Annotated in this window: 25 protein-coding genes; 5 read left to right on the top strand and 20 right to left on the bottom strand. The window is 37.5% G+C overall.

Annotation, left to right across the window (positions count from 1 at the left end):
- The first annotated feature begins 269 nt into the window (after positions 1-269).
- The gene (locus M1D60_RS09310; RefSeq protein WP_456278883.1) at positions 270-1,460 is read left to right on the top strand and encodes an MFS transporter; all 1,191 of its coding nucleotides are present in this window, start codon (positions 270-272) and stop codon (positions 1,458-1,460) included.
- 107 nt (positions 1,461-1,567) lie between these two features.
- Here M1D60_RS09310 and M1D60_RS09305 read toward each other — a convergent pair whose 3' ends face one another.
- The 4 genes from M1D60_RS09305 to M1D60_RS09290 all read right to left on the bottom strand — a co-directional run bounded on the left by M1D60_RS09305 (position 1,568) and on the right by M1D60_RS09290 (position 6,431).
- A complete protein-coding gene (locus tag M1D60_RS09305) occupies positions 1,568-3,625 on the bottom strand; it encodes a catalase (RefSeq protein WP_456278882.1) in 2,058 nt (685 codons plus the stop codon).
- A 306-nt stretch (positions 3,626-3,931) separates the two neighbouring features.
- The gene (locus M1D60_RS09300; protein ID WP_456278881.1) at positions 3,932-4,909 is read right to left on the bottom strand and encodes a tRNA dihydrouridine synthase; all 978 of its coding nucleotides are present in this window, start codon (positions 4,907-4,909) and stop codon (positions 3,932-3,934) included.
- 574 nt (positions 4,910-5,483) lie between these two features.
- Positions 5,484-5,651: a hypothetical protein gene (locus tag M1D60_RS09295; protein ID WP_456278880.1), complete on the bottom strand. Its 168-nt coding sequence runs from the start codon at positions 5,649-5,651 to the stop codon at positions 5,484-5,486.
- A gap of 51 nt (positions 5,652-5,702) precedes the next feature.
- The gene (locus tag M1D60_RS09290) at positions 5,703-6,431 is read right to left on the bottom strand and encodes an MOSC domain-containing protein (protein ID WP_456278879.1); all 729 of its coding nucleotides are present in this window, start codon (positions 6,429-6,431) and stop codon (positions 5,703-5,705) included.
- A 232-nt stretch (positions 6,432-6,663) separates the two neighbouring features.
- Between M1D60_RS09290 and M1D60_RS09285 the strand changes: the two genes are divergently transcribed.
- Both M1D60_RS09285 and M1D60_RS09280 read left to right on the top strand, forming a co-directional pair.
- Positions 6,664-7,788: a YibE/F family protein gene (locus M1D60_RS09285; protein ID WP_456278878.1), complete on the top strand. Its 1,125-nt coding sequence runs from the start codon at positions 6,664-6,666 to the stop codon at positions 7,786-7,788.
- Positions 7,785-8,543 (top strand): YibE/F family protein, encoded by a 759-nt coding sequence (locus M1D60_RS09280; RefSeq protein WP_456278877.1) that lies wholly within the window; start codon positions 7,785-7,787, stop codon positions 8,541-8,543. The genes M1D60_RS09285 and M1D60_RS09280 overlap by 4 nt, the downstream gene beginning before the upstream one ends.
- Before the next feature lie 211 nt (positions 8,544-8,754).
- Here the strand turns inward: M1D60_RS09280 and M1D60_RS09275 are convergent, their stop codons facing one another.
- The 14 genes from M1D60_RS09275 to M1D60_RS09210 form a co-directional block, all read right to left on the bottom strand.
- Complete coding sequence (locus tag M1D60_RS09275; RefSeq protein WP_456278876.1) at positions 8,755-9,516, bottom strand: alpha/beta hydrolase; 762 nt, start codon at positions 9,514-9,516, stop codon at positions 8,755-8,757.
- Between the two features lie 226 nt (positions 9,517-9,742).
- Positions 9,743-10,117 (bottom strand): metal-dependent transcriptional regulator, encoded by a 375-nt coding sequence (locus tag M1D60_RS09270; RefSeq protein ID WP_456278875.1) that lies wholly within the window; start codon positions 10,115-10,117, stop codon positions 9,743-9,745.
- Between the two features lie 64 nt (positions 10,118-10,181).
- Entirely contained in the window at positions 10,182-10,304 is a 123-nt protein-coding gene (locus M1D60_RS09265) for a hypothetical protein (protein ID WP_456278874.1), read from the bottom strand.
- Between the two features lie 18 nt (positions 10,305-10,322).
- Positions 10,323-11,198, bottom strand: a complete 876-nt coding sequence (locus M1D60_RS09260; RefSeq protein WP_456278873.1) for a metal ABC transporter permease — start codon at positions 11,196-11,198, stop codon at positions 10,323-10,325.
- A complete protein-coding gene (locus M1D60_RS09255) occupies positions 11,195-12,115 on the bottom strand; it encodes a metal ABC transporter permease (protein WP_456278872.1) in 921 nt (306 codons plus the stop codon). Before M1D60_RS09255 ends, M1D60_RS09260 begins: the two co-directional genes overlap by 4 nt.
- A complete protein-coding gene (locus tag M1D60_RS09250; protein WP_456278871.1) occupies positions 12,093-12,848 on the bottom strand; it encodes a metal ABC transporter ATP-binding protein in 756 nt (251 codons plus the stop codon). Before M1D60_RS09250 ends, M1D60_RS09255 begins: the two co-directional genes overlap by 23 nt.
- On the bottom strand, positions 12,848-13,807 hold the full coding sequence (locus tag M1D60_RS09245) for a metal ABC transporter solute-binding protein, Zn/Mn family (RefSeq protein WP_456278870.1): 960 nt from the start codon (positions 13,805-13,807) through the stop codon (positions 12,848-12,850). Before M1D60_RS09245 ends, M1D60_RS09250 begins: the two co-directional genes overlap by 1 nt.
- A 579-nt stretch (positions 13,808-14,386) precedes the next feature.
- Positions 14,387-15,736 carry an MATE family efflux transporter gene (locus M1D60_RS09240; protein WP_456278869.1) on the bottom strand — a complete coding sequence of 450 codons (1,350 nt, stop codon included), beginning with the start codon at positions 15,734-15,736 and terminating at the stop codon, positions 14,387-14,389.
- 26 nt (positions 15,737-15,762) lie between these two features.
- Positions 15,763-16,530: an ABC transporter ATP-binding protein gene (locus M1D60_RS09235; protein ID WP_456278868.1), complete on the bottom strand. Its 768-nt coding sequence runs from the start codon at positions 16,528-16,530 to the stop codon at positions 15,763-15,765.
- Complete coding sequence (locus M1D60_RS09230) at positions 16,527-17,345, bottom strand: ABC transporter ATP-binding protein (RefSeq protein WP_456278867.1); 819 nt, start codon at positions 17,343-17,345, stop codon at positions 16,527-16,529. Before M1D60_RS09230 ends, M1D60_RS09235 begins: the two co-directional genes overlap by 4 nt.
- Positions 17,338-18,198, bottom strand: a complete 861-nt coding sequence (gene nikC / locus M1D60_RS09225) for a nickel transporter permease (RefSeq protein WP_456278866.1) — start codon at positions 18,196-18,198, stop codon at positions 17,338-17,340. Before nikC ends, M1D60_RS09230 begins: the two co-directional genes overlap by 8 nt.
- Positions 18,198-19,148, bottom strand: coding sequence for a nickel ABC transporter permease (gene nikB, locus M1D60_RS09220; protein WP_456278865.1), 951 nt, complete (start codon positions 19,146-19,148; stop codon positions 18,198-18,200). The genes nikC and nikB overlap by 1 nt, the downstream gene beginning before the upstream one ends.
- Before the next feature lie 70 nt (positions 19,149-19,218).
- Positions 19,219-20,748: a nickel ABC transporter substrate-binding protein gene (nikA, locus tag M1D60_RS09215; RefSeq protein ID WP_456278864.1), complete on the bottom strand. Its 1,530-nt coding sequence runs from the start codon at positions 20,746-20,748 to the stop codon at positions 19,219-19,221.
- A gap of 16 nt (positions 20,749-20,764) precedes the next feature.
- A complete protein-coding gene (locus M1D60_RS09210; protein ID WP_456278863.1) occupies positions 20,765-21,640 on the bottom strand; it encodes a DMT family transporter in 876 nt (291 codons plus the stop codon).
- A 366-nt stretch (positions 21,641-22,006) separates the two neighbouring features.
- Between M1D60_RS09210 and M1D60_RS09205 the strand changes: the two genes are divergently transcribed.
- Together M1D60_RS09205 and M1D60_RS09200 are read left to right on the top strand one after the other, a co-directional pair.
- Entirely contained in the window at positions 22,007-23,386 is a 1,380-nt protein-coding gene (locus tag M1D60_RS09205; RefSeq protein ID WP_456278862.1) for a PepSY-associated TM helix domain-containing protein, read from the top strand.
- Positions 23,387-23,407: 21 nt separating this feature from the next.
- The gene (locus M1D60_RS09200; RefSeq protein ID WP_456278861.1) at positions 23,408-23,875 is read left to right on the top strand and encodes a FixH family protein; all 468 of its coding nucleotides are present in this window, start codon (positions 23,408-23,410) and stop codon (positions 23,873-23,875) included.
- A gap of 315 nt (positions 23,876-24,190) precedes the next feature.
- Here M1D60_RS09200 and M1D60_RS09195 read toward each other — a convergent pair whose 3' ends face one another.
- Positions 24,191-25,624, bottom strand: a complete 1,434-nt coding sequence (locus M1D60_RS09195) for a sensor histidine kinase (protein WP_456278860.1) — start codon at positions 25,622-25,624, stop codon at positions 24,191-24,193.
- Positions 25,617-26,285 (bottom strand): response regulator transcription factor, encoded by a 669-nt coding sequence (locus M1D60_RS09190; RefSeq protein ID WP_456278859.1) that lies wholly within the window; start codon positions 26,283-26,285, stop codon positions 25,617-25,619. Before M1D60_RS09190 ends, M1D60_RS09195 begins: the two co-directional genes overlap by 8 nt.

The following is a 26,285-nucleotide window of genomic DNA, read 5'->3' as shown; positions in this document are numbered from 1 at the left end:
CCCCGCAGGCGCAGCTTGTCTAGTTGCAGTGCCCAGCTCCTCGAGGTCAAATAACCCTACATCAAGAAATGGGAAAGATCACCCTTTTCTTGATGTAGGAACATTTGCTTGTCGGAGCTAACCGGGCACTTCCACTTTTCGATGAGGAGGCTCACCGCACGCCCCACGGAAAGCGAGTGTCCTGTAACGAAAATCAACACCTATGTTAACAGAGCTATTTTCTAAAAAGTCTCATTTTGATTATTCGCAGAAAGGAAGAAAAAAAGAATATGAATATAAAAGTTTTTATACTCGCATTATCAACGGTTGCTGTTGGACTGGTTGAATTAATCGTAGGAGGCATACTCCCTACCATAGCAAACGATTTAAAGATCTCATTAAGCTCAGCTGGACAATTAATCACGGTTTTCGCACTTATTTATGCTATTGCTGGTCCAGTGTTATTAGTTTTGACTAGCAAAATAGAAAGAAAAAAATTATATTTAATTTCCCTTTTTCTGTTCTTCTTAGGGAATATCATGACCTATTTCAGTTCGGATTTTACGTTTATGATGACCGCAAGGGTGTTAACCGCTATGAGTACAGCTCTAATTGTTGTACTTTCCTTAACTATTGCGGCCAAGATTGTTTCTCCAGAACATCGTGCAAAGGCCTTAGGTCTGATTTATGTGGGGATTAGTTCTTCGCTTGTTATGGGAGTTCCACTAGGTATTCTGATTTCCAATACGTTCGGCTGGCGAGTTATTTTCCTTGGAATTGCTCTTTTATCGATTGGATCCTTTGTTCTGATTTCAATTTTTCTTGAGAAAATCCCTGGAGAAAATACGATTCCACTTTCCCAACAATTAAAAGCAGTAGCTAGCTTGAAAATAGGTAGTGCCCATTTGGCAACAATGTTCATGTTGGCAGGGCATTATACGCTTTATGCATACTTCACTCCATTCTTAGAAACAGAGCTGCAATTGAGCCCTAATTGGATTAGTCTATGTTATTTACTGTTTGGGATTGCCGCGGTAAGTGGTGGAGCATTTGGAGGAATTCTTTCGGATTCGATAGGTGCTCCTAAAAGCATCATCGCTGTAATTAGTGCATTTGCTGTCATACTGTTTATATTGCCATTTTCAACTTCCTCACTCGTTCTATTTATACCGATGATGATGTTGTGGGCAGCATTAAGTTGGGGGTTAGCTCCACCACAGCAAAGCTACTTGATTCAGACAGACCCTGCTACATCTGACATTCAGCAAAGTTTTAATAATTCAGCATTACAAATCGGTATTTCACTAGGTTCCGCATTCGGTGGGATCGTGTTGAGTCAAACCGGGACCGTTTCTCATACTTCTTGGTATGGAGCTGTCCTCGTAATTATTGCTTTAATGTGTGCAGTGTTTTCTTTAACAAGACCTATGACCGTTAGAAACCAGACTTCTAGACTTTCTGGTCAACAGTTTAATGCTTGATTTTAGGATATAGATTAAATAAAAACAGCACCACTTCAGTATAGCTGAGTGGTGCTGCTTCTATGTATCCAAATTCCAAGACACTCTCTTAGACTACTTAACTTAACTTACCTTCTATCCCAAAAACGTCGGGAAGCGATGGCAGTAACAAATTCTCCTCCGAAGTCTTGGGTTTCCGCAGCAAAAACCACACCAGCTAAATTATTATATTCCGATGGTTGAATAAAGGACTGTCCAGTTGTTGCCACACCGATTGGCTTATAGTATTTGTAGGCTCCATTTATAAACTCAGCAACGTTAATATTGAAGCTTGTTTGATTTTTCGTATACCCACCCACTACATAGAGAGAATCATAGAGAGCGTGGTGAGTTGAAACAAATATTTGATCAATTTTTATTTTGGTACCATCTTCCCCAGTTACCATACCAAGATTGTCACTAATAAATCCAATGAATACACCATGCTGTTTCAGAGTGCCGATCACTTTTCTTACCTCTTGCCCATTAAACCCGTCACCAATAAGTACACCCACTCTTAAGGTATGGGGAAAATGAGGCGTATTCGCTTGACTTACAGCAGGGGAAGAAGCTGTAACGGGAACATGCTGACCAGTTGGCGGGTTTGCTCCAACATTTTCGGCAATGATAGTTGCCATTTCCTGATCAACGTTTACAAACATATCTACTACTTGTTGGCGAACAGATTCCCTTTTTACTTTAGCAAGTTCAAAACTGAATGCCTCAATAATGTGCTGCTTCTCAACAGGAGACATACTATTCCAAAAAAAGCGTGCATGTGAAAAGAAATCCTTAAAAGACTCACTACTCGCCTTAACTATAGGTCCTTTTACTTGCTCAGGATAATGAACAAATCCACCTTCCTCTGTAGGTGTTGGGCCAGGTGTATTGTTTGCGATAGAGTTTTGATAATAGTTTACTTGATCAACATCAATTCGATATCTGCTAAAGCTGTCTCGCTGATTATTATGGAAAGGACAAAGCGATTTATTTATCGGTAAATCAGGGTAATTTGATCCTCCAAGCCTATGTTGTTGTGTAATTTTATAGGTGAAGGTTCTTCCCTGTAAAATTGGATCATTACTAAAGTTAATTCCTGGAACAAGATTGGTTACATCAAAAGCCACTTGCTCTGTTTCAGCGAAGAAATTATCTACATTTCGGTTCAGTGTCATTTTTCCAATTTTTTCTACGGGTATTAATTCCTCAGGCCAAATCTTGGTTGGATCAATTACGTCAAAATCAAACTTATGCTCGTCTTCCTCGGCAATCATCTGTACCCCAAATTCATAGACAGGATAAGCACCACGCTCAATTGCATCCCTTAGATCTCGTCTATGGTAATCTGGATCCACTCCGCCAATGATAAGAGACTCCTCGTTGAGGAAGGAGTGAACACCGAGGACAGGCTTCCAATGAAACCTGACGAAGTGCGATTTCCCCTGTTCATTAACAAATCGGAAAATATTGATGCCAAACCCTTCCATCATTCTCCAACTTCTCGGAACAGCTCGATCAGACATTGCCCACATAACAAAATGTGCGGATTCTTGGTTATTAGCTACAAAATCCCAAAAGTTATCGTGTGCTGCGGAAGCGGTTGGCATGTCGTTATGCGGTTCTGGCTTAAGAGCATGCTGCGAATCCACAAATTTAAAGGCATCATGAATAACAAAAATGGGAAATTGAAGGCCTAAAAAGTCATAATTTCCTTCTTCTGTATAAAACTTAACCGCAAAGCCTCGTATATCCCGTGCAGTATCCATGGACCCTCTGCCACCTTGAACCGTAGAAAATCTTGCAAACACAGGTGTTTTAATCCCTGGTTCCTGCAAGAATCCAGCCTTTGTATACTTTTTCATCGACTTATAGGATTCAAATTCCCCATGCACTCCAAATCCTCTAGCATGAACAACTCGTTCAGGGATTCGTTCCGTGTCAAAGTGCATCTGCTTTTGAAAGAAATGAAAGTCCTGCATTAAAACAGGACCACGGTCGCCCACTTTTAAGGTGTTCTCATTATTTGAAACCTTTAGTCCTTCATTTGTTGTTATTCTCTTACCGGTATTTTCCACACGAAATTGATCGAGTTGTTCTTTTTTCCTATTACTCTCGTCCATTTTATTAAATTCTGATGATTGATCCATGTAATCACCTGCCTAAGGATTTTAAGAAGTATATCCATTCATATATATTGCAAAGTTATTCCTCTTATACCAGACTACGCCCTTTCTAGGAATGACAATAATTCGATCAAAATTAATAAGGGAAAAATAATTAGAAGAAAATTTAAGATAAACAGTTGAAAGTTAATACAAAAAAGACCCTGAAATCGCAGGGTCTCTATGCGAAAATCAGGGATTAATTGGTTAGAGTGTTAAATTTGTTAACACTCTCGACAAGCCAAGAGTGTGTTTTGAGGTCCCGCCCAAGCCCTACTTAGGAAAATTCTATTATTCTCCCATGCCATCGTTATTGAATCCAAAGTCATTGAGCAATGTACGCACTTCATCTGTTGACTTTGTGTTCATCAGTTGATTTCTTAATTCACTTGCTCCACGGAATCCTTTGACATAGATCTTAAAGAAACGATGAAGCGCTGTGAACTTACGGAGCTCTAAACCTGAGTATTGATCATGGAGGTCCATATGCAATCTTAAGAGGTCTAGCAATTCCTTACTACTATGATCTTTTGGCTCTTTTTCGAAGGCAAATGGATTATGGAAAATACCACGTCCAATCATCACCCCATCAATATCATATTGTTGAGCAAGTTTTAAGCCAGTTTGACGGTCAGAGATATCCCCATTAATCGTCAAGAGTGTATCAGGTGCCACCTGATCACGAAGTTTCTTAATTTCGGGGATCAGTTCCCAATGAGCGTCTACTTTGCTCATTTCCTCTCTTGTACGTAGATGGATCGAGAGGTTGACGATATCTTGTTTAAAAATGTGAGTCAACCAGTCTCTCCATTCGTCTAACTCCTTGAATCCAAGCCTTGTTTTTACACTTACAGGTAATCCTCCTGTCTTGGCTGCTTGTATTAACTCTGCCGCAACATCAGGCCTGCGAATAAGACCACTTCCCTTTCCATGTTGCGTTACATTAGGTACAGGGCAGCCCATATTAATATCAATTCCTTTAAACCCAAGCTCCGCCATACCAATACTCATTTGACGAAAGTATTCAGGCTTGTCTCCCCATATATGGGCAACAATCGGTTGTTCATCCTCTGTAAAAGTCAAACGTCCACGTACACTTTTTTGTCCTTCTGGATGACAATAACTTTCCGAATTTGTAAACTCTGTAAAAAACACATCAGGTCTCGCTGCTTCACTCACTACATGACGAAACACAACATCCGTCACTTCTTCCATTGGTGCTAGTATAAAAAAAGGTCGTGGTAAATCACGCCAAAAATTATCATTCATTTCAAGATTCAAATCCTTTCATTGTGGGAAACCATTCAACACTTATCCCAATATTAAAAAGCAACATGTCCCTGCTTCTTTTACACTTATACCATGCTTATATACTTTTTATCAAACTAATTGAACATGTTAATTTTTACTTCATAGTCATCATAAACCAATAACTAACCATTCACTTGTTAAGTTGAAATCAAGTCTTACCTTAAGGCTGTGTTAAAGTACAGTGTTGATTTTAGCAGAGTTGATTGAAGTGGAAGGATGCGAGACTCCTGCGGGAGAAGCGTGGTGAAGGAGACCCCGCAGGCGTGAGCGCCGAGGAGGCTCAAAGGAACTTCTGCTAAGGTCGCTCACGTCCTGTGAGCAACGCAGAAGCCAGCACATCCTGTGCAAGTGCGGAAGGCGAGTGTCCTGGAACGGAAATCAACAACAAACTTTAAAAGAGCCAACTAAAAATAACAAATCAATTAAAAGAAAAAAGACCTCGAAATCATAAAAAAACGAGATCAAGATCCGGACTGAGATTTATTTTAATAGTAACTTGTGTTTTCCTTTGGTTACTTAGTCTTTAAGGTAATCAACCCAACGCTTGGAGTATTGAATAATCTAAATTGAGCAACTGTTCCTTTGCTTCGATTAATTGAGCTGAGATTTCATTTGCACCTATTTCATCTATTCCAACATACGGGTTCGTTTTTAGCCAAATAGATTCATTCCCCTTCTTAATTTCCTGGCCTGGATACAATAACTTTACACCATATCATATTTCACAAACAAATCATAAAAACGGTTGCCTTCAAACAAGAAGATGTACCTCGTCATCTACATAAATCTCCCCCGTTTTAATTACGGAAGCATACACTCCAAAATTATTATTTCTTTCTTTTATAATCGTTTTATGTAAACTCGGATCTCGCTCAGCAGTATCTGGATTAACCGTAATAATCATACATCTCTTACAGAGTCCTACAAATTCCAATTCTACTTCCGATCCAATTTTAATACGTCTTCCAATCCAATTTTCTTCAATAAAAGGTTCCTTCTCATTTAGCGAAATAAATAAATTGGGACGAAAACGCCTCAAATCAACTTCATCTTTTCCCAAAAGCTCACTCAACTTATTTAAGGAAGCATCTGTTGCTAGTAGAATATGTTCTACCTCAATTGGTCCGATCGGTACATGAGATGGAGCATATTCTTTCGTAGAAATTAATCGATTTGATTTGTTTTCCATTTCTTTAATTAAATCTTCATCTTTCCAATCAAAAACCTTCCCTTCAGGCGTGACTACTTCCACTTTTGGGTATACTTCCATCGATTCTTCTCCTACAAATCTTGCTTTATATTGAACCATTTCTTGAAATTGTGTGATGGTTAAGAAATTTTTCTGGTTAGAATCGTCTATGTATGCATGGCTTCGGTCACCATATAAACCATACTCCATAATTTTGGTTCCATGGACACTTTCTCCACGAAGAGATTTTACTGGGTGGCGAACAATTTCTTTTATATGACCAATTAACATTTGATTCACTCCAATATGAACTTGATTCTACCATGAGTGTAACAGAGTTATCTTTCATCCTCTACTGCGATCTACTAATAGAGATTTCCAGAACAATCTATAAAATTCCAAAGAATATGTTATAGATTACCCTTTTACATTTCCTTACATTACTAAAACATTTGGTGGTATTATGATATAGTCACAAAAGGAAAGTTGAATTTATCATTCTGTAGTAGTTGGAGGTTTAGCTTTGGAGGTTGTAAATCAATTCAAGAAGATTACGAAACAACAACTCTTTATATATATAATTTTGATACTTTCTTTTGTCATCTCGATTGTTTTTGTACACAACAATTATTCATTTTATGAACAACCAATAGCCGAGATTACAAAGACCGAATTAATAGATACTACCAATCTTGTTGATATGTATGGTAATGAGGACCGTTCATTCACTCAAAAAATTACGGCCGTCTTAAAAAATAGTGAGTTTAAAGGGAAGCTTATTCAGTTACCTAATGAGTATTCATTGTCGAAGGCTTATGATGATGAATTTCAAGTTGGCCAGGATATTTTCGTATCAATTGATAAGGTCGAGACTGCAACTCAAGAATTAACTGGAACTATAAAAGATTTTAAACGTGATACATATGTTGTATTCGTTGCCTGGGTGTTTATTATTACATTACTGATTATTGGTAGAAAGCAAGGGCTTTTTTCTATTTTAAGTTTGGCAATAAATGCAGTTTTACTTTCATATGCCTTAGATGTATACATTAATCATTCGGAAATAAGCCTTTTGTGGATTTCTGGAGTTAGTATTATTTTATTTACTGGTATTTCTTTGTTACTCGTTAACGGGTTTAATGAAAAAACGTACTCAGCGATCATAGCCACCCTGTTAGGAACTTTTAGCTCTCTTTTCATTGCGTACATTGTTATTTGGAGCACATCAGGGAATGGCCTCGTCCAATTTTTATCACGCCCCTATCAAATGGTATACATGGCAGGGTTATTCATCGGTTCTCTTGGTGCAGTAATGGACATAGCGATTACTATGTCTTCCTCGATCTTCAGCTTGTATGAAAAGAATAACCAGATATCAGTAAAGGCGCTACGAGCTTCAGGAATGGAGATTGGAAAAGATATAATGGGGACGATGACAAATATTTTGTTCTTCGTCTATATAAGTGGTTCAATCCCTATGCTTATTCTCTATTTAAAAAACAACTCTCTTCTTGGCTACACTCTCTCCATGAATCTTTCATTAGAATTAGCTAGAGCCTTAGCTGGTGGGATAGGAATTGTGCTAACTATTCCTATTGGCATTTACACGACGATATTCTTCATTAATAGAAAGAGGGCTAGATTATGAATGCATTAGTATTATTATCAATCATTCTATTTCTATTGATGACAGTAATTGGTGGAAAAAAGGGGATAAAGTCTTTTCTTGCTTTATTCTTCAATTTTGGAGTATTGATGATCATCATATTTATTATGCATGATCCCAATGTAAATCTGACTATTTTAACATTAGTGGCATGTGCAGTGATTAGTTGTATTAATCTATTTTTTATTAATGACATCAACACAAAAACAAAGACAGCTTTTCTCTCTTCTATTATTACAACGGTTATTCTGTTATTTTTCATTTTGATTGTGACTGAGAAAGCTATGATTCAAGGTTTTGGTGAAGAAGAAATTCGAGAGCTTAGTGGGTTTTCTCTTCATGTTGGGATTGATTTTGTACAAATTGGCGTATCTGTCATTATTATAAGTACAATTGGTGCCATTGTAGATGCAGCCATTGCTATTTCCTCACCTATGCGCGAAATACATTACCATAACCCAACCATTACTAGGAAAGATTTGTTCAGATCAGGATTAAGTATTGGCAGAGATATTATCGGGACAAGCACCAATACCCTATTCTTCGCCTTCTTTGGTGGGTCCTTAGCATTGTTTATCTTGTTTAAAGATTTATCTTATCCACTTGGGGAAATAGTGAATTCTAAGGTATTTAGTGCTGAAATGATTACCATACTTTGTGCAGGAATTGGTGTGATGATCGTGATTCCAATTACTTCCTATATCACAGCCTTGGTGTTAGTGGGGAGAGGGAAATAATGAGAAGACATCCTGGATAAGTTGACCAACGCTTTAAGTTACAGTAGCAACTGTACCTCGGTGATTATTTAGCCCACTGGATTAGGTTATAAAAACAGGATATCCCCTAGCGGTAACCTGTTTTCCACCTATTTATGAGTGACTGGCTAAACTACAAATCACGAGTATGATCTTGGCACGCAGCTTCCGTTGGACAAAATGCTACTCTTTATCATTTATACTCATTTGTTAAGGCAAAACGAAGAGCACGACTCATTACAGTAGGTACGACTGAAGCATGATTTTCAGCTGGTGCAACGTAGCATTCTACTTTACGGTTTTGCGTCTGTAAAATTTCTACCACTTCCCGAGCATTTTCTACCATAAATCCTTCCTGTTCACCGACTGCAATAAAGGTAAGCACGTTAGGGTGTTTTTCTTTAACTATAAATTCTTTACACATAGCGACTAACTCTTTTCCATTCCACCAAACAGATGGACTAATCGCAAGATAATTCTGAAAAAGTGAGGAATGATTAAATTGACACCACAGAGTAAAATAACCACCTAAAGAGTGACCCAATAGTGATTGCTCCTTTAAGTTAATTGTAAACTGTTGTTCAATCAATGGTTTTAATTCTTTTTCAATGAATGATAAAAATAGCTCAGCTCCCCCATACTCTTCTGGAATTTTCCCCTTTGCATGTTCTGCCACTACTAGTTGTTCAGCTTGTGCAGTAAAATCTATAAATCTCTTTCTGCGCATTTCTTCTTTTCTATGACCTATACCAACTACTATAGCCGGTTTTACTCCTGTTTTAATAGAGTTACCATGCTGTAATCTCACCGTATCTCTAACGAAGTAATAGTAAGAGGATCCATCTAACACATAAATGATAGGAAATCCATTTTCAGGAGCTTCTACCTCAGGTACATAGACATTTATGTCATACTCTGTATTTGTAAAATTTGATTGAAAAGAAAAATAATCCAACCGCCATTCTCTCCTTTTGTATCCATGGTATAATACGTAAATGATAATCACTATCAATTAACAAGTCAAGCTAGGAGTAAATATTCTCATAAGCAAAGGCGCACTTCCTATGAATGAAGAGCGCCTGGTTTATGGGACAATTATTTATACTTTAATTGTGACTAATTGTTAGCACCTTAGTGTACGATTTAATAACTTTCCCAATACTTGTTGACCTAGTAAAAATCTATGTTACTATCTTTTTATTTGTCAAGAGGGCTTCAATCTTCTTAACCACATCAAGACTTATCATATTTTCGATACTTTTTACTTCGTCTTCAATCTTTTCTTCTTCGATTTCAATGAGGCGAAAAAATCGAACTAAAACATCATGCTTCCTATAGATCTGCCTACTCTCTTTTATTCCCTTAACTGTAAGGGTTATGTTCCCATAACGTTGGAAATCTATATAGTCTTGTTCACTTAGTTTTTTGGCCATTTTAGAAGCAGAAGAAACTGTGACACCTAATGATTTGGCTAGTTCAGAAACCCTAATAAACCCTTCATCGTTTAAATTATCATATATGACCTTAAGGTATTTTTCTTGAATAGGTGAACCCATAACCTTCTTGATGCCTCCCATGCAGGTTATTTTCCAAAGGGATTCTTCTAATCTCTAATGATCCTTATCTATCTCCAGACGGCTTGCGGTTAATAGTAGTAAAATCTTCTTCATGAATAATGCCCATACATTTAAAGATTATAGAGTACTTGAGAATTTTATTTCGAATTCTTGGGCTTTGACTCATGTTTACTCCCTCCTTTCCTCACTTTACTGTTGATGGTTTAATCCAATTTGCCAATAAGCAATGTTTTGGAGAACAAATAAAGCTAATGAAAAACACGATACCTGTTGCGAACGCCATTGATCCTGAAATGGATGTATCAATCCATAATGCAAAGTAATAGCCCATAATAGCTGATACAATGCCGAAAGATGAACTTAAGACGATCATCACAAGAAGTCTATCTGTCCAAAGGTAAGCCGATGCAGCAGGAGTGATCAACATCGCGACAACCATTATTGCACCAACCGCATCAAAAGCTGCAACCGTAGTGATGGAAACCAGCGTCATGAATAGGTAGTGCATGGCAAGAACTGGGATCCCTATACTAGCTGCAAGAGCCGGATCAAATGTAGTAATTTTCCATTCCTTATAAAAGACCCCAATGACTAGCAAGACTATAAACAAGACAATTAGTAATATAAAGGTTGCCAGAGGGACCTCTCCGATTATTGGAACTTGTATGGTATTCCAAGGGATAAACGAAATTTCCCCCATTAAAGCATGCTGTACATCAAGGTGTGCATTTCCAACCTTCGTTGCAATCAGAATAACACCGAGTGCGAACAGAGTTGTAAACACTACACCAATGGATGCATCTTGCTGTACTCCCCCTGAATGGAGCAACTGTACAAGGAATGTGGTAAATATTCCTGCTATCGCAGCGCCAATTAACATGTGCATACCACTTAAACTATGTGTCAATAAATAAGCGACAACAATCCCAAGTAGTACCGTATGACTGATTGCATCAGCCATCATCGCCATTCTACGTAGAATCAAGAACACACCAATAATTCCACAAGAAACTCCCACTAGTGAAGCTGTTAGTAGTATCCATACTGTATACATGGTCATGGTCTCCCCTCCTTTTCTAAAGAGGTGCTAGACAACGGTTTGTATACTTCCTTCTTTTTATTCCGTAACATGAGATATTCAACGACAAGACCTTTTTTAACTCCTAAAAATAAGGATACTAGAAAGATAGAACCAGAAGTAACTACAATAAAGGGTCCCGTTGGCCAGCCTGATCCAAGGCCACTAATTGTCGTCCCAATCGCCCCAGCTACTCCACCAAATATCCCAGATAAACACATCATCATCTTAAAAGAATGTGTCCAATACCTTGCACTTACAGGTGGAATAATGAGCAAGGCTGACATGAGTATAACCCCAACTGCTTGAATGCCTACAACAATGGTAAGAACAAGGATGATCATATATAGCACATTCATTGTTTTTAGTGGAAGATTAAGACCCTTAGCAAAGTTTGGATCGAACAAGAAAAGCTTCCACTCTTTAAATCCAATGATAATAATTAAGATAACAACGGAGGCAAGAGCGGACATTAATAATACGTCTGATCGTACCATTGCCGCCGCCTGACCGAAAATGAAGTCGTCTAACCCAGCCTGGTTGCCCCCACCATTTCGGTTCACTAAGGTAAGAAGAATAATCCCTCCTCCGAAAAATACGGCTAGAATCATCCCCATGGCTGTATCTTCCGTGATCCGTGTTGTAGATTTAATTGCCATGATAAAAAATGCTCCAAGTAATGCACTTAGACTTGCACCGACTATTAACACAAATAAATCTTTTACCTGGAACAGCATAAATGCGATAATCACTCCAGGTAGTGCTGCATGCGACAACGCATCACTCATTAAGCTTTGTTTCTTCCAATAAGCGAGGCAACCCACTACGCCTGAAGCAACACCAAGGAGTAATGTACTAACTAAGACCCATTGAAAGTTACTGGAGAGAAGGATTGACAATTCCAACTCCCTCCTTTATTAAGCGAGCCGTCCCTCCGTAAGTTCTTTCAATATTCTTTGTTGTAAAGGTGGAAGAGACACCGCCTTGCGCTACGACTGTACGGTTTAAAAATAACACCTGATCAAAATAATCTTCTACTGTTTGAAGATCATGATGAACAACTAAAACCGTTTTTCCATTATTTTTTAATTCGTTTAAGATTTTCATAATCGCTCTTTCTGTTGCTGCATCAACTCCAGCAAGTGGTTCATCCATGAAATACAATTCCGCATCTTGAATCAACGCTCTTGCCAAAAAGACTCGTTGTTGCTGTCCACCTGATAGTTCACTTATTTGACGATGCGCATAGTCTGCCATCCCAACCTTATTTAATGCTTCAAGTGCCTTCTCCTTATGACTTTTGTTCGGCCACTTTAACCATCCGATTTGTCCATACATGCCCATCATAACAACATCTAGCGCATCCGTTGGGAAATCCCAGTCAACAGAACCACGTTGGGGAACATAACCTATTTTTGATTTCACTTTTTTCAAGGATGATCCAAAAAAGGTAACGTCACCAGATAAACTAGGATGTAGCTCCAGCAATACTTTAATAAGTGTGGATTTTCCAGCCCCATTGGGACCAACAATACTCGTTAATGTACCTGGCTTAATGGTAAACGAGACATCGTGAAGAACGGTATTCTTACGGTAAGCCGCACATAATTGGTTAACTTTCAATACATCCATTATTTTTCAACTCCAGTTAATCCTTCATAAACTGTATCAACGTTGTGTCGATACATACCAAGATAAGTTCCTTCTAACGTACCTGCACTACCCATAGCATCTGAGAAAAGCTCTCCACCTAGCGAAACTTCAAGTCCATCTTCAGCTGCACCTTCAATGACTGCCTTAATTGAATTTTGATTAATACTGCTTTCCACAAATACGGCTGGAACTTGTTTTTCAATTAACAACTGTACTGTCGATTGAATATCTGATACACCTACTTCATCCTCTGTACTTAAGCCTTGTAAACCAACGACTTCAATGTCATACATCCGACCAAAATATCCAAATGCATCATGAGCCGTTACAAGTACACGTTGTTCATCTGGAATACTAGACATTTTTTCAACTGCTTCGGCTTTTAACTCATCGATTTTTGCGAAGTAATCCTGTTTATTTTCTTCAAAATATTCTGCATCATCAGGTGAATATTTCTTTAGTTCTTCAGTTGCATGTTCTAGTGCATCCTTCCATAGATCTAGGTCGAACCAGATGTGTGGGTCTATTGCACCTTCCTCATCTTCCAATAATCGGTCTTCCTCAATTGTTTCTCCAATAGCTAATGTAGGCTTACTTTCACTTAGCTTTTCAAAAATTTCACCCATATTACCTTCTAGATGCAGTCCGTTATATAAAATAATGTCTGCTTTTTCTAGAGTTGAGATATCACCTTGTGTCGCTTCGTATAAATGAGGATCCACCCCAGGACCCATTAGACTTTCCACTTCTACACGATCGCCCCCAATAATCTCCATTGGTTCAGCGATCTGTGCAATTGTCGCAACAATTTCAATTACGTCTTCATTCGACTCATTCTCATCTGATTGATTACTTGTTGCTGTATTACACCCACCTAAAAAGAGTGCAATTCCTAATCCTAAAACTAAAAAACGAAAAGATGCTGTTAACTTTTTCATTCCTAACGCCTCCTTGGATTGTTTTATAAATGTTGCACAAGGGAAACATTGAGTCAAAAAAATATAATCTTTGTCTCATGCTATAAAGTTTCCTTAAGGCAAATTTAATTCACAACGGCAAGTTCTGTCAATACCTAATTTCAGAAAAAATAAAAAACTGTTTGTCCACTTGTTTTAACGAAGGCTGATTTAACTGAAGAGCTCACTTAAACAGGTAAATCGGTACTTGAGCTTCTACTTATAAAAAAACTCTTCAAAGATTTAACTTTGAAGAGTTCTTTTTGAATTTGAAATATAAATGGCTGAAAATGGCCTACTCTTTTTATCTCTACTTTGATGTAGTAATCGTATGTGAGATGACCATCTTTTTCTGGGTATTGTTTGCCAATTAGAATCTGCACCAGTTTCGACCGTTTACGCAATTATGGTTAAAACACACGCAATTACGTCAGAATCCCACGCAATTACATGCAATCTCTCTGCAATTAGTTGTGATAGCCACGCAATTATTTCTACTTGTTACGCAATTATCATTTTTCCACTAATTCGGGAGTATAACTAAGCATAGAATTTGGTCTATTATTGACTTGCAAACTTCTCACGGGTTAATTTTGGAACAAATAACGTTAAAAAGATAGATCTCGCTAAGCTAAATGTAACAAACGCCAACCATAGTCCATGATTTTGAAACAAAGGAACAAACAACCATAGAGCCATTAAATAAATAATCAATGCTATTGCGATTGAATCTCTAATCGACTTTGCTTCGGTCGCACCAGAAAAAATTCCTTCGAGCTGCAGTCCCCAGAAACCAAAGATTGGGAATAGTAGCATCCAGATTAAGAAGTCTGCTGTCAAAATCTTTACCTCTGGTATGATTGTAAATAACGAGATGATACTTTCACCAAAAATAAAAACTACACCACTCAGGAAAATTGCAGATACCGCTCCCCACTGGACCGAAAGAGTAAATGCCCGCTTGTACAGTAGCTGATCTTGTCTGCCAATCCCTCTACCTACTAAAATACTAGAAGCATTCGCAAAACCACCAAATAAATAAGCAATAATATAGTGGATTTGCAAAAGAATAGCATTGGCTGCTAATGTGACTTCTCCCATGCTTGCCCCTATTGAAGTAAACATGACAGTCATAGTAAGTAAGCAGACCGTCCTCAAGAATAAATCACGATTCATTTTCATCATTTTTAAAATAGGTTCAGTATCTATTAACATCGATAACTTTATATGAGCTAGTTTATCCCTATTCTTCATATATACAATGACTGCTCCTAGAATTACAGCACTTACCTCAGCAATAAGAGTCGCATAAGCAACTCCTTTCACTCCCATTCCTAACCCTAATACAAACACAAAATCTAAAATAATATTTAAAACGTTCATCCATATTTGAGTAGCCAAAGCTAGACGGACCTTCCCCATACCTATTAGCCATCCAATGATGACGTAGCTTAACAGAATAAACGGTGCACCCCAAATTCGAATTGAAAAATAATCGGAAGCAAAAGATGATACGGCTTCACTTGCTCCTATTAAGGAGAGTGCAATGGTTAAAATGGGAGTCTGAAGAATAATAAAGAATAAGCCAAATACGATTGCTAAAATCATTGGCCTAAGAAAGGATAGCATCATTTCATTTTGGTTATTTGCTCCTTCTGCCTGTGCAGTAAATCCACTTGTACTGACTCGCAAAAAACCAAGTAGCCAGTACATCGTATTAAAGATCACAGCTCCAACCGCAACTCCACCAATGGACGCCGGGTCAGGAATTCTTCCAATTACAGCTGTATCAACCGCTCCTAAAATGGGTGTTGAAATTCCTGATATAATAAGCGGAATGGCTAACACTAAGTACTCCCTATGGCTATAGGCAGTGTTTTTGATTGCCATTGAATTAGTTGCTAAGTTCATAATCTCCTCCTGCTTAAAACGTAAAACTATTCAAATGAAGCAGCTTGAATTAATGCTTTTGTATAAAAATGGCGTTCCTGTTGATAGATTTCTTCTAATTTAAATTCATCCACGATTACACCATTCTTTAACACGACGAGTCGTTCGCATAAATACGCAACTGCTCTTATATCGTGTGAAATGAATAGAATGGTCATATTTGTTTTGTGTTGAAGTTCTTTTAGTAGCTGTAAAATCTGAACTTGAACTGTTACATCTAGGCTAGCTGTTGGCTCATCACAGACTAACAGTGAAGGCTCTAGGCTGATCGCACGAGCAATGCTAACACGCTGCTTTTGACCTCCACTTAATTCCCACGGATAACGATGGGTCATGTCTTTTTCTAATCCGACTATTTCTAATAGCTTTTCAGCTTTTTCTATTTTGCTAAAATTCGGATCTAGAAAAGAAGGTAATACTTCTTTATAATTCTCTAATGGCTCTAGCAAACTTTTCCATATTGGTAATTTAGGATTTAAAGTGCTTGTTGAATCTTGAAAAATCATTTGTACATTTTTACGATATTCTCTTAATGCTGCACGATTCTTGGGTGCAATTGGCTTATCGTTATATGTAATTGATCCTTCTTTAAAAGATTCCAAGCCTAATAGAATGCGCGCTAACGTACTTTTCCCACTTCCACTTTCACCAATTATCCCAACACTTTCACCTTCTGAAATTGTTAATGAAATCTGCTGTAATGCCCGAACACCTCTTGAGTATTGTTTTGAAAGCCCCTCAATAAATAAGTTCATACGGTTTGCACTCTTTTCTGTGGTAATAACTCTTTTGCTGGAAGAGAAAGTAAACAAGAACAAAGTTTTTTAGTATATGGATGTTTGTGATGGCAACGAATTTGCTCAGGTAAACCGTGTTCTACTATTTCACCCTGATTCATAACATACATGCGGTCAGTCCTCTTATAGGCTAACGTTAAATCATGGGTAATCATTAAGATAGAGCAACCTGTGGTATCTCTAATGTGATCAATGTAATCTAACACTCTTTCACCACTCATTACATCTAGCGCTGTCGTCATTTCATCACATATAAGTAGATCTGGTTTTAACGAAATTGCCATCGCGATGGCTGCACGTTGCACTTGACCCCCGCTTAACTGAAACGAATAGCTATCAAACACTCGTTTTGATTCTAGTCCCATTTCTTCAAGAACGGCAAGAGCCCTATCTTTTGCTTCCTTTTTAGTCATTTTTTCATGGGTTCGAATCGTTTCAATCATTTGCTTTCCAATCTTAATAAAAGGTGTAAAGCTACCTCTGTAGTCTTGGAAAATCATGCCTATGTTACTTCCGAGCAAATGTTTATGCTGTTTAGGTTGTTTAGTTAGTAAATTAGTATCCTTATATAATATTTTGCCTTTAACATTCATATTTGAAGGGAGGAGGCCCATAAGTGCTCTAGCCGTTAAGCTTTTCCCACTACCACTCTCTCCAATTAGTCCAATCATTTCTCCTGCTCTAATTTCTAAATTTACATGTTTTACTAGTTCTTTTTCCGTAGACATACTTCTAATCTGCAAGTCTTGTATAGAGATTAATGTATTAATCACTATTCCCCCTCCTTTTCCGGATATCAAAATGATTCTTCAATCCATCGCCTAATAGGTTACAGCATAGTACGGTTAACATAATGGCGAGACCGGGATAAATCATAAGGGAAGGTAACACTTGAAAAAAGGTCCTTCCTTCATTTAACATCGCTCCCCATTCTGGAATAGGAGGTTGAGCACCAAGACCAATATAAGAGAAGGCAGAAATGAGTAGAATTACTTTTCCAACATCGATTGCTGCCATGACAATAATATCTGGAAGTACTTGTGGAAGTAGATGCATCCTTATTGTTTTAAAGGTGCTAGAAAACGAGACTTTTGAAACTAGTACATACTCCTTCTCTTTCTCAGCCAATATTAAACCTCGAACTACTCGTGCGTAAACAATCCATCTTACTAAAACAATCGCTATTATTACATTTGTTAAGTTAGCACCTAGAATACCAGCAATTGCGATGGCCAGGATAAAGTCAGGAAAAGCTAATATTCCATCTACTATTCTCATCAAGAACGCATCAATTTTCCCTCCTATAAATCCAGAGAAAAGACCTATAGGCACCCCAATACAAACGGCCAATACAATCGTAAACAAACTAAGACCGACCGTTAATTTTGCCCCATAGATGATTCTAGAAAACACATCCCGTCCTAATTGGTCCGTACCAAACCAATGTATTGCAGAAGCTTCTTGTAATCTATTATTCATATTGATTTCAAAAGGGTCGTGTGGCACCAGCAAGCCACCCAGAATGGTTACCACCGCTAATAACACTGCAAGGAAGATACCTATCAACATATTTGGATCTCTGTAACGCTTAGTCGTTTTATCTATCATCAAAACAGGTTCTTCCATTACAATGACTCCTTTCCTTGGTCAATCTGTGGGTTCACGACTACGTATAATAAATCAACGATTAGATTTGTGATGACAACTAAAACCCCTACAATTAGGATATAACCTTGAATGACTGGATAATCACGTTGCACGACTGAGGTAACAATCAACTCTCCCATTCCTGGCCAAGAAAAAAGTATTTCAATGACGGTAATACCACCTAAAAGGCTCCCAATACTTAATCCAAACATGGTGATTAACGGAATAAGACTTCCTCTCAAGGCATGAGAGAATAGGATACGATTTTTACTTAATCCCCTTGCCCTAGCCGCCTCTATATAAGGACTTTGTAAAGTAGCGATTAGACGTTCTCGTAAAAGACGTATATATATAGGAGCCATCGCAATGCCCATTGTAATCGAGGGTAACACAAAATGAGAGAACGTCCCTTGACCCATTACAGGCAAGAGATTAAGTTTTAATGAAAAAAGATAGATTAATAGAAGGCCCAGCCAAAAACTAGGCACAGAAGCACCTAACATGGCAATCCACCGGCTAATAAAATCAGGCCATCGACCTTCGTATATAGCTCCTAATGTCCCAAATGGAATTGCTATAAGAAACAAAACAATCATCCCTCCTGCGGCTAGAGAAACCGTCGCCGGGAGCCTACTAAGGATTACTTCCATAACAGGGCGTTTGGAAATAATAGATTCTCCAAGATCTAATTGCATAACATTGTAAATCCATTGTCCATATTGAACAAGAATGGGTTGATCAAAGCCATACTCTTTCTTTAGCTTTTCCTCGTCAGCTTTAGTAGCAACCACATCCTCAACCTTTAGTAGTTCCCGAATGGGATCACCTGGTGTGACTTTCATTAATACAAACGTAACAAAAGAAAGGATTGAAACCATGATCAGTAATTGTAATAACCTAGAAGTAACAATGGACACTACCGTTTTCATCCTAACACCTCCTACTCCCTGAACGGAAGAATAGTGAAAATGTCTAAGACACCTTCACTATTTTTCCTATTTATTCAACATCCATTAGATTTGTAATGAGATAGTACTCCTCAGATCCTGGATTCCAGTTCTTTATCCGTTCATTAACACCAACAATAATATGCGGATGTAGAATAAAGGATTGAGGAAGTTGTTCTTGAATGATGGCCACACCTTGCTTTTGTAAAGCCACACGTTCTTGTGAATCAGCTGTTCCATTTAGTTGTTGCGTTAATTCATTTAATTCAGTTATATCGATCTGTCCTGGATTTACAGAGCCTCCTGGTAAGTAGGCTACATTAAAGAAGTATCCACCATCTCCTCTTGGAGCGGTCAAGTTAGAATAAGTTACCATATCCCATTCCTCTTGTTTCTCCCATAGATAGCTATCAACGTCCTCAACGGTTACGATGTTTATATCGATTCCTAGCGAGGCCGCTTCTGCTTGTAAATATTGAGCCATTAAAGGAAGCTCAGGTCTTCCTTGATAAGTAGCGAGCGTTAGCTGAAGAACCTCACCATCTTTTTCTAGCTTTCCAGCATCATTCTTCTGATAACCTGCTTCTTTTAATAGCGCCTGAGCTTGATCTGGGTCATAGCTATTAGGTTCCGCGTCTGAAGCAAATGGGAAGGACGGGTTAAACGGGCCGTTTGCTGCAGTAGCATGGCTATTCATAATCTCATCTACCATAACAGGGCGATTAATTAATAGGTCTAATGCTTGTCGAACTTTTTTATCTTGTAGGGCTGGCTTAGCTTGATTATATAAAATAAAATGAACACGTAAGCTTGATACTGACTCTACTCGAAGGTTGTCACTACTTTCAATAGGCTCTAGGGCTTCAGGAGGTAAATGGTACGCAATGTCCGCTTCACCTGATTGAAGAGCTAAAGCACGGACATTGCCATCTGAATTAAATTTAATGGTAACGTTATCTAGCTTTGCTGCTCCATCCCAGTAGCCGTCGTATTTTCCTAGCTTAATTTCAGACTCTGATAAGAAATCAATGACTTTAAATGGACCTGTCGCAATAGGTCTTTCACTGATATCTTCAGCATCAACTTTAACAATTGAAGCATTCGTATGTACTAGCTCTGATAAAAATGCTGGGTAATTTTCCGTTGTTTTAAAGGTAATTTCTTGTCCGCTTGCTTCCATTGATTCAATTTTCAAGCTATTACCAATCGTATCATTCACACTTAGAAGCCTTTCAAATGAAGCTTTGACAGCTTCTCCATCTACAGGCGTCCCATCATGAAACGTTATTCCTTTACGCAACGTAAACGTCCAGGTTTTTTCATCATTTTGTTTCCATGACTCCGCTAACCAAGGCTGAATCGTAAGGTTTTCATCAATCTTCACTAACGTTTCTGCGATCCCAGCACGTACACCCATCCAATCCTGATGAGGATCAATGGTTGAAGAAGCAAAACTAAATAATAAGGTAATCGACTTTTCCTCGTTTTTCGATGAATCATTATCTTCCTCATTCGTACTACAACCTGCAGCTAACATAAATAAAACGATCAACATAAAAGACATGAGATACTTGTTTAACATGTATTCAACTCCTACTCTAGTATTTTATTGGTCTGACTTTCTTTTTTAGAGAAACCACGTTGTTCTTCTGGCGTGATAATGCGATCGAGGCCGCGATGATTAACGCACCACCAATGACAGATAAGATACTGATCGTCTCACCCCATATGACAAATCCCCACATGACATTAAAAAAGATTCCTATGTATCGGACAACCTCGACGACAATAATATTTTCATGCGTGAAGGCACTCGTTAGGACAATCTGCCCTATTAAAGAAACAACACCAACACAAATCAGATAGAACCATCCTAGTAAACTAGGTATCACAAATTCATTCCACATTAGAGGAACAGACACAATGGTGCCTGCGGCTAAAAAGTAGAATACTATTTCGTATTTATGATGGGTTACACTTAAAATGCGAATTGACGTTGCTGCACAAGCTGCTAAAAATGCACTTAAAATTCCAACTAATGCATATATCGTATATGAACCATATTGGAAGGGATTCATTAACAGCGTGGCACCTAAAATAAAAACTGGAAAAAGTATAATCATTTGTTTGCTCATTTTCTCTTTTAAAAAGTAACTGGAGAGAATGATTGCGAAGAATGGAGACAAATGGGCTAATATACTTGCATCTCCCAGTGGTATATGAGCAATGGTGAAAAAGTAAGCAAGAAGATACAGAGCTCCTAGCAAACCCCTAAGCACTAGCATAGGAATTCCTTTCCTTGAAAGTGAAATCTTAGCCCGTTTCATTAGATAGTAGATGATTACAGCTCCAATGACACTTCGAAAGAATACAATTTCAGATACTGGAATGGTTTCACTAGCTGCTTTTACAAAGACATTCATAATACTAAATATAAAAGCTGAAGCAATTGCAAGAATAATTCCTTGTTTCACAAATGCCCATTACCCCCTTATGGATTACATTTTAAGTAGAATAGAATGATTACGATTTACAGTGTATAAATCTTCCTTCAAGCCTAGAAAATAAGTGTTTTTAAATCGTAATCGTTTTGATTTATATCGCATAAATTAATATAACTCCTGTTTGATCTGTAGTCAACGATTAAATCGTAAATATTACGATTTATTTGCATAACAACAGATTATCCTAGTTTTAATCATGCCTAAATGTATTCCAACATCTATTTTTTTATACTTGTAAAACTAGGCATTGTTTTTTTATAAACTTCATACTTTCCTCACAATTACTCTTTATAATCTAGAAGAATTAACATTCGAACTTTAAAGGAGAATTGTGATATGCAATTGGTGAAGAAGGAAAACCCTTCTATTCAAAATAAGAAACAGAGAGATTTATCTCTTTATCACTCTATATGGAGATGGCATTTTTATGCAGGAATTATTGTTGCCCCTTTTCTTATCATTCTAGCAATCACTGGGTCTATCTATTTATTTAAACCCCAAATTGAACAAGTACTTTATCAGGAGTATTATGAGGTAAATACACAAGGTGAACGGGTATCTGCTACTGAACAGTTAGAGGAAGTAAGGAAAATATACCCTAATGCTGTTATTTCTAAATATCGTCCTGGAGAGCATGAAGCTCGGTCTAGTGAAGTACAGATTACCACTTCAAATGGTGAATCTTTAACTGTTTTTATGGATCCATATACAGGAAAAACGATTGGATCATTAAATAATGAAGATAGAATCATGAATAAAATTGAAGAAATACATGGAGAGTTAATGGCCGGTACACTCGGAGATCGAGTGGTAGAATTAGCTTCCTGTTGGGCCATCGTTTTAGTAATTACAGGTATTTACCTTTGGTTTCCGAGAAAGAAGGAGAAAGTTTTTGGAGTAATTATTCCTAGACTAACCAAGGGGAAAAAGATTTTGGCGAGAGATCTCCATGCTGTTCCTGCCATCTGGATTTCAGCAGGAATGGTCTTCTTAATTATGACCGGTTTACCATGGTCTGGATTTTGGGGTGCTCATTTTCAAACACTCGCTACAAACTCTGGAGCCGGTTATCCGCCTTCTATTTGGGCAGGTAGTGCACCCACGTCAACGGTACAGACGAAAGACATTGCAGATGTACCTTGGGCAGCTGGGACATTGGATGTTCCGAAATCAGATATACAAGGATTTATTCCACTCTCTATTGATGAAGTCATGACCATTGCCAATCGAGAAGGAGTCCATCCAACATATTCGATAAGTATTCCTTCTTCAAAAGAAGGTGTTTATACCATTTCTGCTTATCCTCCTAAAGCTAAAGATGAAATCACGATGCATGTTGATCAATATTCAGGTGCGGTTTTAACTGATTATCGTTTTGATCACTACGGAGTTGTCGGACAAATGGTTGCACTAGGAATTACCTTGCATAAAGGAACTGAATTCGGCTTTATTAATCAATTAATCAGCTTACTTATTTGTTTAGGGATTATTTTAGTAGCTGCGAGTGGATTTTATTTATGGTTAAAACGAAAGCCAAAGAAAGAGATGGGTGCACCGAAAGCACCACGAGTCTTCAAAAAGAAGACATTTTTACTCATTTTAGTGGTTCTAGGGATCATATTTCCATTAGTTGGCTTATCTTTACTAATTGTGTGGATCGTTGACTGGCTTATCATTCAAAAAATTCCGGCAGTAAAGAAATTTCTTAATGCTTAAACTAAGAAAGGAGGTCAAATCTTGAAGAAATTCTTACTAGTTCTAGTTTTACTCGTCAGTATGATGTTAAGCGCATGTTCGCTTAATGAGGGTGTTGCTGACTTATATAAAAAAGAAAACCCGCTTAAAGCAGAAGTATTTATTCCTGAGAACTTTTCAGCTGGGCAACAAGAGGCCATTGAGGTTGTACTAATTCAGAATGAAGGCAAAGTCACAAATCCTGATTATGTTCATCTTGAGATTTGGAAGCAAGACAGAAGTGTTCATTATCCAATGGAAGAAGCAAGCAAAATAGGAGAAGGAACTTATCGTGTGACTAAGGATTTTGACCAAGATGGATTATATTTTGTCAAAGTACACGCAAGTAGTGCTGGGTCTATCATATTCCCTCAAAAACAATTTATAGTTGGTGAACTTTCAAAAAGTGAACTAGAGTTCTTGCAAAAAGGGTTAAAAGTTGAATCTGATGTTTCAGAAAGTCATCATTAATAGCTTTTTCTGATAGATAGCTCTTAACAAGAAAGAGGCTGGGACAAAACCTAATCACCGGTCTTAAAGACGAATATTCTATAAATTAGTCTGATGGTTAAATATAATACTGTTTTCGGTTTCTTTCATACTTATTAACCAGTTAAGCTGAAAAAACAGGGTTGTTCCATTGCGCTTCAGGCACTCGCTTTCCGCTCCATTCCACTAGGTTATAAAATTAGTATGTAAATCTACAACTTAATTGAAGGTAAAAAATAAAGACCCGAACTAGTAGGTGAAAGATACATCAAAATATCGCCTAATAGTTAGGGTTTATCACTGGCTGAAATACTTATGTCCCATCCTCTTTTCCATTATAAGTGGTAAGGAAATTCTAAATGTAGTTCCTTTTTCAACCTCAGATTCTACTACTATATTTCCTCTATGTTTTTTAATAATATTTTGTACTATGGCAAGTCCTAGACCGGCTCCTCCTTCATTTCGTGACCTGGCTTTTTCTACTCGGTAGAAACGTTCAAACAATCTTGGAACATGCTCAGACGATATTCCCGAACCAAAATCCTTGATCATCAATTCTGATTCATTTGTTCTTATGGTTAAGGATACCTGAATTTGACTATTATTAGGTGAGTACCTAATTGCATTATCAATTAAGTTCGAGATGACTTGCTCTAATCGATCTGAATCCCCTTCAATAATGACCCCTTCATCGAGATTTAAATTGAAATGAAGCTGTTTTTGTTTGGCCTCTAATTCAAATCTGTCTACAACATCTGCAATTAACTGTGCAAAAGCAATCGGTGACATTTTCATTGGATATGAATTGCCTTCAAGCTGAGCTAAATCAAGAAGTTCATGAACTAGTCTTCTCAACCTTTCAGTTTCCTTCTGAATGATGAGTAGATATTTATCTACATCCTTCTTTTCAACGACCTTTTCCAAAATTGCTTCGGTATACCCTTTTATATAGCTTAAAGGAGTTCGTAATTCATGGGAGACATTTTGCAAGAATTCATTTCGTTGAACTTCGACTTGCTGGAGAGAATGAGCCATTGAGTTTAAACTATCTGCAAGTTTTCCAATTTCATCATGATGGTTTATTGGAATTCTTTTAGTTAAGTCTCCTTTTGCCATTTGGCCAGAAACCATTTCGATTTCCTTCAGAGGTCTAATGATAGAGCTAGATATTCTGTTTCCACCCCATATTAACAATAAGAGGAAGAGTAATAAAACAATGATTAGTAAAGTCTGAATTGGTTTAAATGGTTCATACACTTGATCAACTGACATGTATAAAAAAATGGCTCCGACTAATATCTCTTCACTAATTATCGGGACTGCTAAAGCGATAATCTTTTGATCAAATTGAGGATGGTTGCGGATTATTAAAACCTCAGACCCTTTTAATAAATTCTGTCTTTCGTCAAACGTAATTAAATTATCTTCCATTTCATCCTGAAATGGAATTCCAGCACTTAGTTGCATAGGATCTTCCGTGACAATCACATTAATATTTAAAGTATCTTTCATCCAGTTCGCAAGTTGAGTGAATTTTTCACTTTCCTGCTCATCCAAATAAACTTCTTTTAATAATGCACCCTGTTTTTCTAATAATCCAATTTGTTTATCAACGTAAAGTCTCTCATAGAGAAAGTAAGTAAGAGATACACCAATCACAATCATCATAAAAGAGACTAAAGTGACAGTAATCCATATTCTACTTTTTATGGTGAAGCTATTTCTAAACATCGAATTTATATCCAACACCCCATACGGTCTTTATATAACCACCAGCTTCTTTTAGCTTCAACCTAAGTGTTTTTATGTGGGTATCAACTGTTCTAATCGTACCAACACTATCATATCCCCATATATGGTCTAACAGTTGTTCTCTTGAAAAAACTTGACCCCTACTCTGAAGCAAAAACTCAAGTAGCAAATATTCTTTTCTAGTTAACAGAATTTCAGATTGATTAACTGTCACATTATGTCCTTCTACATCAACTACTAATTCATTAAATTGCAAGAGCTTTTCTTGTTTAAATCCAACTGATCTTCTTATTAATGCCTCTATTCGGGCCACTAACTCTTTCGGACTGAATGGCTTAACAATATAATCATCTGCGCCAATCTTCAAGCCCTGAACTTTGTCCATTTCTCTACCCTTTGCTGTTAGCATGATGATGGGAACATTTGAATGCTTTCGAATTTCTTGACAGGTTGAAAATCCATCTAAAACTGGCATCATGACATCTAACACAACAAGGTCAATTTCTTGGGTCATCTTGACCAATGCTTCTTTACCATTCAATGCCTTCACTACACGATGACCTTCTTTTTCAAGATAAGAGGTTACGAGATTGAGCATTTGTTCTTCATCATCTGCAAGCAGTATATTATACGGTTTCAA

It is taken from the genome of Bacillus sp. AK128 (assembly GCF_053903075.1).
The sequence above is the reverse complement of the archived record's forward strand: the minus strand, read 5'-3'. Positions and strand labels throughout refer to the sequence as shown.

Coding starts and splice junctions, on each gene's coding strand:
- M1D60_RS09290 (WP_456278879.1), bottom strand. CDS start 6,431: ATGTTAATTGGTCATATAAAAGAAATTGTTCGCCACCCAGTAAAATCT.
- M1D60_RS09270 (WP_456278875.1), bottom strand. CDS start 10,117: ATGGGTTCACCTATTCAAGAAAAATACCTTAAGGTCATATATGATAAT.
- M1D60_RS09235 (WP_456278868.1), bottom strand. CDS start 16,530: ATGAACTTATTTATTGAGGGGCTTTCAAAACAATACTCAAGAGGTGTT.
- M1D60_RS09310 (WP_456278883.1), top strand. CDS start 270: ATGAATATAAAAGTTTTTATACTCGCATTATCAACGGTTGCTGTTGGA.
- M1D60_RS09250 (WP_456278871.1), bottom strand. CDS start 12,848: ATGGATGTATTGAAAGTTAACCAATTATGTGCGGCTTACCGTAAGAAT.
- M1D60_RS09195 (WP_456278860.1), bottom strand. CDS start 25,624: ATGTTTAGAAATAGCTTCACCATAAAAAGTAGAATATGGATTACTGTC.
- M1D60_RS09240 (WP_456278869.1), bottom strand. CDS start 15,736: ATGAACTTAGCAACTAATTCAATGGCAATCAAAAACACTGCCTATAGC.
- M1D60_RS09260 (WP_456278873.1), bottom strand. CDS start 11,198: ATGACCATGTATACAGTATGGATACTACTAACAGCTTCACTAGTGGGA.
- M1D60_RS09300 (WP_456278881.1), bottom strand. CDS start 4,909: ATGAATGATAATTTTTGGCGTGATTTACCACGACCTTTTTTTATACTA.
- M1D60_RS09265 (WP_456278874.1), bottom strand. CDS start 10,304: ATGAGTCAAAGCCCAAGAATTCGAAATAAAATTCTCAAGTACTCTATA.
- nikB (WP_456278865.1), bottom strand. CDS start 19,148: ATGAAAACGGTAGTGTCCATTGTTACTTCTAGGTTATTACAATTACTG.
- nikA (WP_456278864.1), bottom strand. CDS start 20,748: ATGTTAAACAAGTATCTCATGTCTTTTATGTTGATCGTTTTATTTATG.
- M1D60_RS09280 (WP_456278877.1), top strand. CDS start 7,785: ATGAATGCATTAGTATTATTATCAATCATTCTATTTCTATTGATGACA.
- M1D60_RS09245 (WP_456278870.1), bottom strand. CDS start 13,807: ATGAAAAAGTTAACAGCATCTTTTCGTTTTTTAGTTTTAGGATTAGGA.
- M1D60_RS09205 (WP_456278862.1), top strand. CDS start 22,007: ATGCAATTGGTGAAGAAGGAAAACCCTTCTATTCAAAATAAGAAACAG.
- nikC (WP_456278866.1), bottom strand. CDS start 18,198: ATGGAAGAACCTGTTTTGATGATAGATAAAACGACTAAGCGTTACAGA.
- M1D60_RS09305 (WP_456278882.1), bottom strand. CDS start 3,625: ATGGATCAATCATCAGAATTTAATAAAATGGACGAGAGTAATAGGAAA.